We start from the raw sequence: 13,176 nt of genomic DNA on the forward strand, positions 1-13,176 counted from the left end.
CCACGCTCCACTGGTCGTCGGTGGCCGTCTTGGTGAGTCGGATCGCCACGTCGTAGGCACGACCCTGCGTGTCGTAGGCAGTGATCGAGGTGTTGATCTCATCACCGTCGACCGACTGGGCCGGGAGGTTGCCGGCGAGCTGGATGTTCTCGGTCAACTCGGGGGCGATGGTCTGGCCCATCGGCAGCTGGAGCGCGCCGATCGGACCGTTGGTGTTGATGGCGCCGGTCGCGGGGTCGGCCATCCAGCCTTGGAGGCGGGCACCGCCGGGGGTGGCGAGGAAGCCCTCCTCGTCGAAGTTGAAGCCGCCGGCGCGGGTGTAGGACGTCTCGGCGCCACGGCCGACGACGAAGAACCCTTCGCCCTGGATGGCGAGGTCGCCGGTGCGGCCCGTCATCTGGGTCGAACCTTGGGTGAACACCCCGTCGATGGAGGCGATCTGGGAACCCAGGCCGATCTGCATCGCGTTGGTGCCCGCCTGCGCGGGTCCGGCACCAGCCGCACCGCGCAGGGTCTGGTTGAGCGCCTCCTGGAAGGTGGCACGCGACGACTTGAAGCCGGTGGTGTTGACGTTGGCGATGTTGTTCCCGACGACATCCATCATCGTCTGGTGAGCCCGCAGGCCGGACACCGCCGCGAACATGGATCGCAGCATCTCGTTACTCCTCGTGTGAGGTGTCCGTCCGTGGGCTGGGCCCGGGCGCGTCCGTGCGTCCGGGTGCGGTGCAAGTCAGGAGGTGCGGATCTCACGTGCCTGGGCGAACGGCACGACCTCGTCGCCGATCACCAGCAGCGGGCCGGACTCGGTGAAGCGGACCGCGTCGACCGTGCCCTGCAGCGGCTGGCCGGTGTCGGTCACGGCGTCGACCTCGCGGCCGATCATCGCGGCGGCCATCGAGGTCTGTTGCAACCCGACCAGCTGTTCCTGGACGGCGGCCAGCTTCTGCAGCGTCTCGACCTGGGTGAACTGGGCCGTCTGCTGCATCATCGCCGCGCCGTCGGCCGGGGCCATCGGGTCCTGGTACTTCAGCTGGGCGACCATGAGCTTGAGGAAAGCGTCGCTGCCGAGGTCGCCGAGCGCGCTGCTGGCGGGCGCAGCCGGGTTCGCGCCGACGGATGCGGCGGAGGAGAGCGTGGGATCGATCACGGTGGGTCCTCGGTTCCGGGGTCTAGAGACGCAGACCGGTGTCAGGTGTGACCGGGGCGATGGCGGTCGCTCCGGAGGGGCTGGGGGTGTCGCTGGGCTGCTCGTCGGGTGCCGCGCCGTCCTGTCCACGTCGTCGGCCGTGGTCCGCGTCCGAGTTCCCGAGGCTGAAGCCTCGCGCCGCGAGCGCCGCGGACAGGTCCTTGTTCCACCCGGTCAGCTGTGGTTCGGGCCCACCGCCGAGGACGCTGATGTGGACCTCGCTGCCACGCAGCGCGACCTGCAACCGGGTACCGCTCGGGTCACCGATGTCGACGGTCATCCGCCGCGGAGGTGGCGCGTTCTCGAGCACGTCGAGCGCGTCGAGCACGCGGCCCATGATCCGTCCGGCCAGACTGCTCGCATCGGCTGGCGGTGGGGGCTGCGCGGCGGTCGCTGACGCCGGTGCGGCGGTCGTGGGGTTCGTGGTGGTCGTGACGTCGGGGATCGTCGGGGCGTGCGAGGCGGCCACCGCGGAGGTCGTGGTCGCCACTGCGGTCGGCGCGGTGGTGCGGGCTGCGTCCGCCACGTCGAAGACCGCTTCGGATGTGCCCCCACCACCCTGCGTGGTTGCCGCGGGCGTGTCCGCCCCCGCCCCGGAGGGCAGCCCACCGGCGCTGGCCCGTGGGTCGGTCATCGTGCCGGCGCCGCGAGCCGCGTGGTTCGTCCCAGCGGGTGCGTCAGATCCGTCCCCGGCGCTCGCCGCGGCCGCCTCGAGCGTCGTCGCCGCGGACCCCTGGCCGGTGGACACCGGGTCCACCGAGACCTCCGACGGCGTGGCCCCGCCGCGCGGGGCGGTCGGCACACCGAGCCAGCGACCGATCGTGGTCAGCACCTGCTCGCCTGCGCTGACCACCCCGGCCAGCACGGTGCCGGCAGGGGCCGCCTCCTCGGGCTCGGTCCCGAGGGCATGAGCCTCGGCCGGGGCCGCCCCGGTCGGCGCTGCCACCTCGGACGCGCTCGTGGGGGTCGGCTCTTCGGAGCCGGCCAGCGCGGCCACGAGGGCCGCCACGAAGCCGACGTCCTCGGTCGCGCCGCCAGCGGTCGCACCGGCAGGACGGTCCGGAGCTGTTGCGGTCGCGACCGCAGCGATCGTGGTTCCGCTCACCTGACACCTCTGATCTGGTCGTAGTAGCCCATGACCCGCGGCACGTACGCCCGGGTCTCGGCGATGTTCGGGATGCCCCCCGACCGTGCGACACGGTTGGGGCCGGCGTTGTAGGCCGCCAGGGCGAGCTCGGGACTGCCGAACCGCTCGAGCTGCTGCTTGAGGTAGCGCGCCCCGCCGGCCAGGTTCTGTTCGGGGTCGTGTGGGTCCACACCGAGGCCGGCAGCCGTGCCCGGCATCAGCTGGGCCAGGCCGATGGCCCCCGCGTGGGACCGGACCTCGGGACGGAAGCCGGACTCGGCCCAGACCAGCGACGCGAGCAACGCCGGGTCGAGCCCCTCGCGCAGCGCGGCGCGTTCGATGGCGGGCGCCCACGGGCGGCCAGCCGCTGGCAGACCCGCCGCCCAGTCGCCCGCGAAGCCACCCGGAGGTGCACCGCCGGCGCGCGACCCGCGGTTGCTGCTGGCGGCCGCGACGGCCACCGGCGTACCCGGGCCGTCTCCCCCGACGGTGGCCGCTCCGGTCGCCGGTGGTGCGCCACCAGTCACCGGAACGGGCCCGGCCGAGGCAGCACGCAGCGCCTGCGCGAACGCCGGTGTGGGCGCGGCGAACCGGGCCTCGATCGCGGCGATCCGGCCGGTCACCGTGCTGACGGCTGCAGGTCCCATCAGTGCACCCTCCAGCGGGTGACGGCCATCTCGTCGAGCGATCGCTGGGCGTTCGCGGCGACCGCGACCGCGGCCGACTCGAGCCGTTGTTCGACCAGACGCTCGGCGCCCTTGCGCCGCACCGACGCGCCGACGCTCGCCGCCCGCGCGGTGTCCCGCAGCGCCTTCGTCCGGTCCTCGGCCGAGCTCGCCGCGGCGAGCTCGGCGTAGGACGCCAGGCCCTGCAGCTGCAGCACCCGCAGCTGCAGCGGAGTGATGTCGAGGCCGACGACGGGCCGTTCGGCGTGTGCCCGTTCCTGTTCGACGCGGGTGTCGGACGCCCGCCGGGCCTCGCACGCCGCCGCCGCAGCCTCGGCCTGCGCGAGCCGTTCCTGGATCCGGCGGACCCGCAGCACCACCCCGATCCGGTCACGCATCGGGTGCCTCCCAGCGCCGACTGAGCTCCTGCAGGCGTTGCCACGACGCCTCGGCGGGTGCGACCTCGGCGACGTCCTGGCGGAGGAAATCGATCAGGTCGGGCGCCAGCGCACGTCCGCGATCCGCCGCGGGGTTGGTGCCAGCGACGTAGGCTCCGACCTCGACCAGGTCCCGGACCTCGTCCGCCGCGGCCAGCGCGGCCCGTGCGGCGGCGGCGGCGGCGAGCTGCGGCGGCGAAGCGACCTTGGCGGCCAGACGACTGAGCGACCCGAGCGGGTCGATCGCGGGGTAGCGACCGCTCACCGCGATGCCGCGATCGAGCTGGATGTGGCCGTCGAGGATCGAGCGAGCCGCGTCGGCGACCGGCTCGTTCATGTCGTCGCCGTCGACCAGCACGGTGTAGAAGCCGGTGATGGTGCCGTTCGGCCGCGGTCCCGCACGTTCCAGGAGCCGCGGGAGCATCGTGAAGACCGAGGGGGTGTAGCCGCGGGTGGTCGGTGGCTCCCCGGCAGCGAGCCCCACGTCCCGCTGCGCCGTCGCCAACCGGGTCAGCGAATCGAGCATCAGCAGGACGTCGCTACCACGGTCGGCGAACCACTCGGCGATCCGCGTCGCGACCATGCCGGCACGCAGCCTCACCAGCGGTGGCTGGTCGCTGGTGGCGACCACCACGATGGAGCGGGCCAGACCCTCCGGGCCGAGGTCGTCCTCGAGGAACTCGCGGACCTCCCGTCCGCGCTCGCCGATGAGCGCGAGCACGTTGACCTCGGCGTCGGTGCCGCGGGCGAGCATCCCGAGCAGCGTCGACTTGCCCACCCCGCTGCCGGCGAAGATGCCGACGCGCTGCCCACGACCGACGGTGCAGAGGGTGTCGATGGCACGGACCCCGGTGGTCAGCGGGGCGTCGATCCGGCGCCGTGACATCGCCGAGGGCACGGCGTTGGCGACCTCGACGCGCTCGCCGCGGATCGGCGGTCCACCGTCGGCAGGGTCGCCGAGGGCATCGATCACCCGTCCGATCAGGTGCTCGCCGACGACGATCCCCGCGCCACCTGGACGGAGCGAGACCCGGTCGCCCTGCCCGAGCCCGTTGGTCTCGGCGAGCAGCAACGCCCGCGCGGCGTCCGGAGCCACGCCGACGACCTCGGCCGACAGGTCCCCGTCGGGGGTGTGGACCCACAGCCCGTCACCGACCCGTAGTCGGAGGCCGCGGACCTCGACCTCGTGACCTGCGACGCGTGTGATCGCACCGGTCACCGAGGTGACCGGCGTCGCACGGACGTCGGTGGCCATGCGCGAGAGGAGGTCAGGCATCGACATCGAGCGCCCTCCGTACGGCCGTGAACGCGGCAGCCTGGGTCAGATCGGCACGTGCCCAACCGCCCTCGATGCGGGCCTCGCCGGGCCGCAGCGTCGCGTCGGTTTCGACCTCGACGCTCCGCAGGTCGGCGAGGGCGACCGTCACCACCTCGGCGTCGACCGCGCTGACCCGGACGACGGGCGCGGGATCCTCGAGCTGTTCGAGCGTCGCGCGGACCCGTTCCAGCAGGCCCGTGCCGCCGTCGTGCGGTTCGCGGTCGAGCACGACGGCGGCCACCGCGATGGCGAGTTCCGCCGCCGCCGCGACCATCGCGTCGCGTTCGACCCCGGCGCACCGGCGGGCTTCCTCGAAGGCCGTGGTCAGCGACCGGCTGAGCTGATCGACCTGGAGACGCGTGGCCTCCAGCGCCTCGGCCTCGCCGCGTACCAGACCGGTCCGCAGCCCCTCGTCGTAGCCCTCGGCGCGCGCCTGGGCGACCAGGTCGCGGACGACCGGATCGAACCGGTCGCGCGGCGTCGCCGACAGCTGGCGCGGGCCAGCGTCCAGGATGGTGTCGACCAGGACCCGGCTCATACGACCATCGCTTCGCCGCGGTCGATCAGGATGGTGCCGTCGTCCTCCAGCTGGCGGACGACGCGCACGACCTCGCTCTGGGCTGCCTCGACGTCCTTGATCCGCACGGGCCCGAGCAGGTCGAGCTCCTCCTGGAGCGTCACCGCCGCACGTTCCGACATGTTCTGCAGGATGGCGTCGCGGACGTCGTTCTTGACGCCCTTCATGGCCAACGTGAGGTGCTTCATGTCGACCTGGCGGAGCACCGCCTGCATGGCCCGGTCGTCGAGGGAGACGATGTCCTCGAAGACGAACATCAGCGCACGGACCTGCTCGGCGAGCTCGGCGTCGACCGCCTCGAGGTCGCTCATGATGGCGCGCTCGGTGCCGCGGTCGGAGTTGTTCAGCATGGCCGCGAGGTCCCGGACGCCGCCCTTCTTGGCGAACTCCTCGGGGGAACGAGCAGCGCCGAGGCGCGACTGCATCGCCGTTTCGACGCGCTCGATCACCTCGGGTGAGGTGCGATCCATCGTGGCGACACGCATCGCGACCTCCTGCTGGACCTCGGGTTCGAGGCCCGCGAGCACCCCGGCCGCGTTCTTGGCCGGCAGGTAGGCCAGCACCAACGCGATCGTCTGCGGGTGCTCGTCACGCAGGTACTGGACGAGCTGGTCGGCGTCGTGGTGGCGCAGGAAGTTGAACGGCGCGATGTGGACCGAGGAAACCAACCGGTCGATGATCTCGTCGCCCCGATCGCCCCGCCACCCGCGCAGCAGCGACCGGGCGTGCAGGATCCCGCCCTGGACGATCTGGTGGTGGGCGACCGCTTCCTCGTAGAACTCCTCGAGGATGCGGCGGACCTCCTCGGCCGGGACCTCGCCGAGCGTCGCGATCTCGAGGGCGAGCTGCTCGACCTCGGCTTCGCTGAGGTGCTCGAGGATCGGCGCAGCGGTCTCGGGGCCGAGCACGACCACGACGGCGGCGGCGCGTTGCGCCCGGGTGAGCTCGTCGAGCTTCATCGGTGGTCCGCCAGCCAGCTGCGCAGGAGCACGGCGATCTCCTCGGGTTGCTTCTCCACGAGCGTGGTGACGCTCGCGGCGAGCTGTTCACGGACCGCGACCTCCTCGTCGGCGGCCGGGATGCCGAGGATCGCCGTGTGGTCACGGTGGACCGGAGCCGGCTCCTCACGCATCTGCGCGACGACCACGGGACGGTCGGCCGGGAGGGGCACCACGTCGGTGGCCGGTTCGTGACGACGGCGGGCCACCAGGAACAACCCGAGCGCGATCAGGAACAGCACCGTCCCGCCGAGGATCTCCGGCAGTCGCTCGGTGAGCGGTGGGCCGGCGGGCTCCTCCTCTTCGGCGGGGGCCGGGAAGGGGACCTTGGTGACGGCCACGGTGTCACCGCGGGCTTCGTCGAGCCCGAGCGCCGCGGCGACCAGGGCCTCGATCTCGGCGTTCGGCGGGACGGGGGCGCCGGTGAAGGCGCCGTCGTCGACGACGATGGCGACCGAGAGCTGCTCGACGTCGCCGGGCGCGCTGGTGGTGCGTTCCACCTCGCGGTTGATGCCGAACTCGCGGGTCGTCTCGTCGCGGTTGTAGTCGGTCTCGCCACCACCGATCTCGAGCGGCCCTCCGTCGATGCCGACGGCGCCTCCGCCGGGGATCGCGCCCGTACCGGTGTACGCCTCCTCGATGGTCTGTTCGCGCGTGGCGACGGCCGACTCGGGGTCGTAGGTCTCCCGCTCGGTGTGGCGTTCGTCGAAGTCGAGCTGGGCGCGGACCACGACCGAGATCCCGGATTCACCGACGGTGGTGCGCAGCAGGCGGGTCACGTCGCCGGCGAGTGCCTCCTCGAACGCCCGGGTCTGGCGCTGGCGTCGGGTCGAGGTCGCACCGATCCCGTCCTCACCCGGCGAGGCCAGGACCGTCCCGTCGACGTCGGCGACGGTGATCTCGCCGTGCGTGAGCCCCTCGACGGAGGAGGCGACGAGGAAGCTGACGGTCTCGACCTCCTCGGCTGACAGTGGTCGGGCGGTGTCGAGCAGCACCGAGGCGGTGGTCGGCTGCTGCGCGTCGCTGAACAGCTCCTTCTCTGGCAGGACCAGCCGGACGGTCGCCGCGTTCACCGCGTCCATCGACTGCAGGGTCTTGGACAGCTCACCTTCCAGGGCGCGCTGGTAGTCGACGCGCTGGCGGAAGTCGCTGACGGTCAGGCCCTGGTCGTCGAGCAGTTCGTAGCCCTGCGGCGTGCTGGTGCCGGCGACGCCGGCTGCGGCCAGCGAGGCCCGCGTGGCGTACAGCTCCCTCTGCGGGACCAGGATCCGGGACCCGCCGGCCTCGATGCGGTAGTCCACGCCGAGGGTCTCGAGCTCGCCGACGGCCGAGGCCACGCCGGCGTCGTCGAGTCCGGTGTACAGCACCGTGTAGGACGGCTCGGCGACCCAGCGCACGAACCCGACGGCGAGCAGGATGAAGGTGGCGGCGGCGATGCCCACCACCACCCGGTGTGCCACGGGGATGTTCCGCAGCAGCTCGTTGAGACGGTCCTTCACGGTGACGGGTTCCTCCGTTGCGCCGGGCGGAGCCGGCGGTGAGATGCGGGTCGGTCAGGTCGCTGGATGGGTCAGGTCGTCGGGCGGCGGGCCGCTCAGACCTGGATCCGCATGATCTCCTGGTAGGCCTCGACGGCCCGGTTGCGAACCTGCACCAGCAGGTCGACGCTGAGTTGTGCCTGCGAGGTACGCGCCATCAGTTCGTGCAGCCCGGTCGGGCCGCCGGAGGCGACGTCGAGCGAGGCGGCGTCCGCCGCCTTCTCGGCGTTGGAGACCTGCTCGATCCCCTGGGTCATCGCGTCGGCGAACCCGGGGGCCGCCGTGGTCGACGAAGCGGCGGGTGCCGCGACCGGCGGGGCGCCGATGCCGGCGATCGGTGGGATGTTCATCAGCGTTGACCGATCTGCAGGGCGGCCTCGTAGGCCTCCTTGCTGCTCTGCATCGACCGGGCGTTGGTCTGGTAGGACCGCTGGGCGATCATCATGTCGGTCATCTGGGCAGCGAGGTCGACCAGCGGACGGACCACGTACCCGTCCTCGTCGGCCAGGGGGTGCTCGGGGGCGTAGACGAGCGCGGGGTCGCCCTCCTGTTCGAGCACGGCGCCGACCGCGACTCCCGACCCGGTCTCGGCGAAGGGCTGATCGCCGAGCTGCTGGGCGATCACGACCCGGGCGCGGAACGGTTCCTGGTCGCCGGGGAGCACGGTGTTCAGGTTGGCGAGGTTGTGGGCGACGGTGTCCAACCAGTACTTGTTGAACCCGAGACCGGTGTTGGCGATGTCGATGCCGGAGAAGGTCGTCACGTCAGCGCCCCGAGATCGCGGATCGGAGGACGCCGATCTTGAAGTTGTAGGCGTTGACGAGCGTGCGCTGCATCAGGTTCGCCTTCATCAGCTCGGTCATCTCGGTCTCGAGGTTCACGGTGTTGCCCTGCGCGTCGGGCAGCCCCATGGCGTTGCGCACCTCGGCGGCGGGCGCGTCCTCGAACCGGCCGGAGGTCATCGCCTGGCGCAGGTTCGATTCGAAGTCCACGCGGCTCGAGCGGAAGCCGGGGGTGTTGACGTTGGTGATGTTGTCGGCGTGGACGTCCATGCGGGTCTTGACGCCATCGAGGGCGTACTCGAGGCCGCGCATCGCGCCGTCGCTGATCGATGTCACGTGGGTCTCCGACGGTCCAGGCACGAGAAGAGGGACCACGGTGATGCGTCGCCAGGTGGCGACGGATCGTCCGTGATCCCTCGGGTTCCGTGCTTCGGTTGTCTGGGACGCTGGTCGTCAGCGCGAGGCCGGTCTTAAGAGTTCGCCCTCGTCGCGATCACCCGGGGCCGGTGAGGTGGTCGACCCGCCCGTACGCGCGGGCGGCATCGCCGGTCCGGCGCACGGCATCGAGGTCATCGGAGACGGCGGACAACATGGGGGTCAGCAGGTCGCTGCAGACCTCGGCGCGGTGACGGAGCTCGACGAACCGCGCCCGTTCCCCCGGCGTCGGAACCTCGAGGAGCGAGGCGGGGGGCTGCCACGGCGGCGGGGAGGGCGACTCGCCCGCCGCCGCGGCGCGCTCGAGCTCGACGATGGTGGCCTCGTAGGCGTCGAGCGAGCTGGACCAGGGGGGCGACACGATCAGGCGACTCCAGCCGGGACGGCGCAGCACGCCTGGTCCCACGCGTCGCGGAGGTCGCCGATCGTCCGCTCGACCGGGGCAAGCTCGGCGATGTCCTTGGTGATGTTGGCGGTGATGAGACGCTCGAGGCAGAAGGTGTAGAGCGCGTCGAGGCTGGACGCGATCTGCCCGCCCTGGTCGTGGTCGAGCGCGAGCTGCAGCTCGGTCACGATGTCCTGGGCGCGCTGGAGCTCGACGTTCATCGTCTCGAGCGACGCGGGACCGGGCTGGTCCGCCGCCCGGCGTGACCGGGCGATGGCGACCAGCGCGCGGTCGTAGAGCATCGACACCAGCTGCGCCGGTGCGGCGGTCGAGACGGCCTGGGCCTGGTAGGGGTTGGCGGCGGGATGCATCCGTGTCTCCTGGTCGTGAGCGGGACGTCCGTGTCCCGTGCCCCTTGTCGTCAGCCTGACTGCTGATTCAAGGATCCGAGCTGACTGGCGAGCCAGTTCCCCTGGTCCTGAAGCTGGGCCAGGGCGATCTCCATCGCGGTGAACTGGCGACGCAGCGTGATCTCGCGAGAGGCGATGCGCAGCTCGAACGCGTCGATGCGGTCCTGGTAGAGGTCGATGCGACCGGCGACGCTCTTGCGAGCGGACTGGACGGCACCCGTGCTGCCCTCGTAGGTGACCAGGAGTTGGTCGAGACGGCCGACGATCCCCGTCCCGACGGTGACCGAGCCGCTGGCGGCACCGACCCCCGCGTCGACGTTCACGCTCAGCCCAGCTGCCGGGCTGTCGCTGGACGCGGCGAGGGAGAGGCGGTTGCCGCTACCGGTGGCGGTCTGACCGTCGATCGTGCCGACGACGTTGGTCCCGGCGACGGGCCCTTCGGCCAGCCCGAGCGTGTTCGCGCCGACGGTGAACCCGTGAGCGGATCCGTACCGGGTCTCGGCGAGCTCGATCGCCTCGGAGTTGTCGGCCAGCGTGACGACCGCGGCTTCGATGGTGCCGACGTTGGCGGCGGCGAGCGCGGCGTTGATCTTCTGCACCGCGGCAGCGGCGTTGTCGCCGACGCCGACGGTGACCTCGACCACGGTGCCATCCCTGGCGGTGATGCTGAAGGTCTGCGGGTCGGTCGCCGGGGAGGTGTAGCTGGCCCCGGTCAGCCGGGCGACGCTCGCCGCCTGAGACACGATGACCTCGTAGTCACCGGCCCGCGTCGCGCTGGTCGACGAACCGAAGCTGATCCCGGCCGCTGCGCTGGAACCGGAGCGTGAGAACAACCGGTCGACGGCTGCCGGGTCCTCGGTGAGCGCTGCCTTCAACTTGACCTGGTCGAGGGTGAACCCGCCGTCCCTGTTCATCGAGATGCCGACCGAACCGGCGGTCGTGTGGTTCCCGGTGATGCCGCTGACGACATCCATCACGCCCCGACGGAGCTGGTCGACCATCCGTCGCGCGGTGGGGTCGCCCTGGAGCGCCCCCGCCCGCTTGGTCTCGACGTCGTAGCTCGTCAGCTCCTTGAGCTTGGTGAGCGTCGCGTTGACCTCGTCGACCAGCTTCTTGACCGACGCGGCCGCACCGTCGACGTCCTGGGTCGTCGTGACCGTGGTGGTCCCGGTGGCCTTCAGCGCGATGGAGACCCCGTCGATCAGATCGGTGACGGTGTTGGAGGCGCGCTCGATCTGCAGGTTCCCGATCGTCAGCTGGGCGTTGACCCCGGCCGTGACGTTGAAGTCGGCCGTGGCGAGGTTGGCCACGTCGCTGGCGATGGTGAAGTTGCCGGCCTCACCGGTCGCGTCGCTCGAGATGACCAGCCGGTAGTCACCCGTCCCCGCCCGGACGACGCTGGCCGAGACCCCGTCAGCCGCGTCGATCTGCGCGGCGAGGTCGGACAGTGTGGTGGTCGCATCGGTGGTGATGGCCACGAGCTCGGTCGTGCCGTCACCGGCGATGAGACGGAACGTCGATCCGCCGCCGACGAGCTGATCGCCGCTGGTGAAGTCCGGCGTCCCGTTGGCATCAGCATCGCCGAGGGTGCTGGCGGCCTGCGCCGTGGCGAGTTGGTCGACCGTGAAGGTCGTGCTGCCGGCCTTGGGGGTACCGGTGACGCTGGCCGCCGCGGCCGCCTCGTTCGAGGAGGCGGTCTTCCACCGGTCGACGAAGGATGTGCCCTTGGTGAGGTCGCTGATGGCGGTGCGCAGGGACGAGAGACGGGTGGTGATCTGTCCCCAGGCGTCGTCGACCTTGCGCAGCGACGCCTGCTGCTGCTCCAGCTTCTGGACCGGTAGTCGCTCGACCTGCAGGAGCGACCTGATCATGCCGGCGGTGTCGAGCCCGGACGCGATGCCGTCGATGGAGAACATCATCTACCTCCTCGAGCCCTCGAGCTCGAACCGCCGGCGCGGTGGCGCCCCGAGGGACGCCACCGCTGACCGGTGTGGTGAGGATCAGCGGAGCAGGGACAGGACCGACTGCGGGACCTGGTTCGCCTGCGCCAGCATGGCGATGCCGGCCTGCTGCATGATCTGGTGACGCGTGAAGCTCACCATCTCCTCGGCCATGTCGACGTCACGGATCCGCGACTCGGCGGCCTGCAGGTTCTCCGTGGCGACGGAGACGTTGCGGATCGTGGACTCCATCCGGTTCTGGAACGCACCCAGCGTGGCGCGGTTCGCGGACACATCACCGATCGACTGATCGAGGATCAACAGCGCGTTGGCGATGTCCTCCTCGGTCGCCGACGTCGAGGTATCTGCGTCGTAGACCTTCACTCCACCCACACCGTTGGCGGCGGAGATCCCGAGCGAGCCTCCGGTGGTGACACCGGTGGCCGCGGTGCCGAGGCTGGAGGCCTCGACGCTGTCGATGAACACGTTCACCGTCTGGTTGGCGTTGGCTCCGACCTGGAAGGTCGCACCGCCACCGAGCACCTCGTCCAACACGGCCGTGTCGAGGGTGACCGCCGCACCGGTGGTCGTCGGCCCGTCGATCGAGACGGTGTCACCGGTCACGCTGACGGTGAAGCCAGTCGGAACGGCCGCGTCACCGAGTGCCGCGTAGAGGTTGGTGGCGGCCTCGGTCGCGTCCGCACCGGTGTTGGCCGACACTTCGATGATGGATGTCGCGCCCGCACCGTTATCGAAGCTCAGGGTGTAGGTCGCGTCGCGGTTCGCCACGAACCCGGTCGCTGCTCCGAGGTCGTAGACCAGCGAGGCGGCCACCGTGGTGCCGTCACCGGCCACCTCGGTGTCGCCGCCGATCAGCGCCACCTCGGCCTGGGCCACGGTCTGGGCGAAGCTGCCGTCGAGGATCTTCTTGGTCCCGAACTGGGTCTGGTCCGCGATGCGGTCCAGCTCTTCGCTGAGCTGGGCAATCTCCGACTGGTTGGCCTTGAGCGCCTCGGTGTCGTTGGTCCCCAGGTTGCCGGACTGCACGACCAGGTCGCGCATCCGCTGGAGGATCGTGTGGACCTCGGTCTGCGCACCTTCCGCGGTCTGTACGAGGCTGATCGCGTCCTGGGCGTTGCGCGTGGCGACCTTGAGGCCACCGATCTGGCTGCGCAGGTTCTCGCTGTTCACGAGACCGGACGCGTCGTCGGCGGCACGGTTGATGCGGAAGCCGCTGGACAGCTTCTCGAGTGACTTGGCCTGCTGGCCGCTCGTGACGTTGAGGTTACGGTAGGCGTTGAACGCCGCGATGTTCTGGTTGATACGCATGGGTGTGTCCTCCGTGGTTCACCCTGGCCGCCGGTTCCGTCCGGCGGGAG

Annotated in this window: 16 protein-coding genes; all 16 read right to left on the minus strand. The window is 71.2% G+C overall.

The window, feature by feature from the left end; all coding sequences use genetic code 11:
* On the minus strand, positions 1-655 hold a 655-nt coding region (locus tag WEB03_RS12430; protein ID WP_368071269.1), incomplete at its 3' end, for a flagellar hook-basal body complex protein.
* Positions 656-730: 75 nt separating this feature from the next.
* Entirely contained in the window at positions 731-1,147 is a 417-nt protein-coding gene (locus WEB03_RS12435; protein WP_368071270.1) for a flagellar hook assembly protein FlgD, read from the minus strand.
* Between the two features lie 22 nt (positions 1,148-1,169).
* Positions 1,170-2,291 carry a hypothetical protein gene (locus tag WEB03_RS12440; protein ID WP_368071271.1) on the minus strand — a complete coding sequence of 374 codons (1,122 nt, stop codon included), beginning with the start codon at positions 2,289-2,291 and terminating at the stop codon, positions 1,170-1,172.
* Positions 2,288-2,959 (minus strand): lytic transglycosylase domain-containing protein, encoded by a 672-nt coding sequence (locus tag WEB03_RS12445; RefSeq protein ID WP_368071272.1) that lies wholly within the window; start codon positions 2,957-2,959, stop codon positions 2,288-2,290. The genes WEB03_RS12440 and WEB03_RS12445 overlap by 4 nt, the downstream gene beginning before the upstream one ends.
* A complete protein-coding gene (locus WEB03_RS12450; protein WP_368071273.1) occupies positions 2,959-3,375 on the minus strand; it encodes a hypothetical protein in 417 nt (138 codons plus the stop codon). Before WEB03_RS12450 ends, WEB03_RS12445 begins: the two co-directional genes overlap by 1 nt.
* Positions 3,368-4,690, minus strand: a complete 1,323-nt coding sequence (locus tag WEB03_RS12455; RefSeq protein WP_368071274.1) for a FliI/YscN family ATPase — start codon at positions 4,688-4,690, stop codon at positions 3,368-3,370. The genes WEB03_RS12450 and WEB03_RS12455 overlap by 8 nt, the downstream gene beginning before the upstream one ends.
* A complete protein-coding gene (locus WEB03_RS12460) occupies positions 4,683-5,270 on the minus strand; it encodes a FliH/SctL family protein (protein WP_368071275.1) in 588 nt (195 codons plus the stop codon). Before WEB03_RS12460 ends, WEB03_RS12455 begins: the two co-directional genes overlap by 8 nt.
* On the minus strand, positions 5,267-6,268 hold the full coding sequence (gene fliG / locus WEB03_RS12465; RefSeq protein WP_368071276.1) for a flagellar motor switch protein FliG: 1,002 nt from the start codon (positions 6,266-6,268) through the stop codon (positions 5,267-5,269). Before fliG ends, WEB03_RS12460 begins: the two co-directional genes overlap by 4 nt.
* Positions 6,265-7,806: a flagellar basal-body MS-ring/collar protein FliF gene (gene fliF / locus WEB03_RS12470; RefSeq protein ID WP_368071277.1), complete on the minus strand. Its 1,542-nt coding sequence runs from the start codon at positions 7,804-7,806 to the stop codon at positions 6,265-6,267. The genes fliG and fliF overlap by 4 nt, the downstream gene beginning before the upstream one ends.
* A 95-nt stretch (positions 7,807-7,901) precedes the next feature.
* Complete coding sequence (gene fliE, locus WEB03_RS12475; protein ID WP_368071278.1) at positions 7,902-8,195, minus strand: flagellar hook-basal body complex protein FliE; 294 nt, start codon at positions 8,193-8,195, stop codon at positions 7,902-7,904.
* Positions 8,195-8,608: a flagellar basal body rod protein FlgC gene (gene flgC, locus WEB03_RS12480; RefSeq protein WP_368071279.1), complete on the minus strand. Its 414-nt coding sequence runs from the start codon at positions 8,606-8,608 to the stop codon at positions 8,195-8,197. Before flgC ends, fliE begins: the two co-directional genes overlap by 1 nt.
* A 1-nt stretch (position 8,609) precedes the next feature.
* On the minus strand, positions 8,610-8,963 hold the full coding sequence (flgB, locus tag WEB03_RS12485) for a flagellar basal body rod protein FlgB (protein WP_368071280.1): 354 nt from the start codon (positions 8,961-8,963) through the stop codon (positions 8,610-8,612).
* 157 nt (positions 8,964-9,120) lie between these two features.
* On the minus strand, positions 9,121-9,423 hold the full coding sequence (locus WEB03_RS12490; protein ID WP_368071281.1) for a hypothetical protein: 303 nt from the start codon (positions 9,421-9,423) through the stop codon (positions 9,121-9,123).
* Between the two features lie 2 nt (positions 9,424-9,425).
* A complete protein-coding gene (fliS, locus tag WEB03_RS12495; RefSeq protein ID WP_368071282.1) occupies positions 9,426-9,818 on the minus strand; it encodes a flagellar export chaperone FliS in 393 nt (130 codons plus the stop codon).
* A gap of 50 nt (positions 9,819-9,868) precedes the next feature.
* Entirely contained in the window at positions 9,869-11,776 is a 1,908-nt protein-coding gene (gene fliD, locus WEB03_RS12500) for a flagellar filament capping protein FliD (RefSeq protein ID WP_368071283.1), read from the minus strand.
* An 81-nt stretch (positions 11,777-11,857) separates the two neighbouring features.
* Positions 11,858-13,126 (minus strand): flagellin, encoded by a 1,269-nt coding sequence (locus tag WEB03_RS12505; RefSeq protein ID WP_368071284.1) that lies wholly within the window; start codon positions 13,124-13,126, stop codon positions 11,858-11,860.
* Positions 13,127-13,176: the final 50 nt, after the last annotated feature.

The sequence above is a fragment of the Nitriliruptor sp. genome (assembly GCF_040882075.1).
Taxonomy (GTDB): domain Bacteria; phylum Actinomycetota; class Nitriliruptoria; order Nitriliruptorales; family Nitriliruptoraceae; genus Nitriliruptor.

Excerpts from the sequence above, each read along its gene's own strand:
- WEB03_RS12445 (WP_368071272.1), bottom strand. The coding sequence starts at position 2,959 with ATGGGACCTGCAGCCGTCAGCACGGTGACCGGCCGGATCGCCGCGATC.
- WEB03_RS12450 (WP_368071273.1), bottom strand. The coding sequence starts at position 3,375 with ATGCGTGACCGGATCGGGGTGGTGCTGCGGGTCCGCCGGATCCAGGAA.
- WEB03_RS12455 (WP_368071274.1), bottom strand. The coding sequence starts at position 4,690 with ATGCCTGACCTCCTCTCGCGCATGGCCACCGACGTCCGTGCGACGCCG.
- WEB03_RS12460 (WP_368071275.1), bottom strand. The coding sequence starts at position 5,270 with ATGAGCCGGGTCCTGGTCGACACCATCCTGGACGCTGGCCCGCGCCAG.
- fliG (WP_368071276.1), bottom strand. The coding sequence starts at position 6,268 with ATGAAGCTCGACGAGCTCACCCGGGCGCAACGCGCCGCCGCCGTCGTG.
- fliE (WP_368071278.1), bottom strand. The coding sequence starts at position 8,195 with ATGAACATCCCACCGATCGCCGGCATCGGCGCCCCGCCGGTCGCGGCA.
- fliS (WP_368071282.1), bottom strand. The coding sequence starts at position 9,818 with ATGCATCCCGCCGCCAACCCCTACCAGGCCCAGGCCGTCTCGACCGCC.
- fliD (WP_368071283.1), bottom strand. The coding sequence starts at position 11,776 with ATGATGTTCTCCATCGACGGCATCGCGTCCGGGCTCGACACCGCCGGC.
- WEB03_RS12505 (WP_368071284.1), bottom strand. The coding sequence starts at position 13,126 with ATGCGTATCAACCAGAACATCGCGGCGTTCAACGCCTACCGTAACCTC.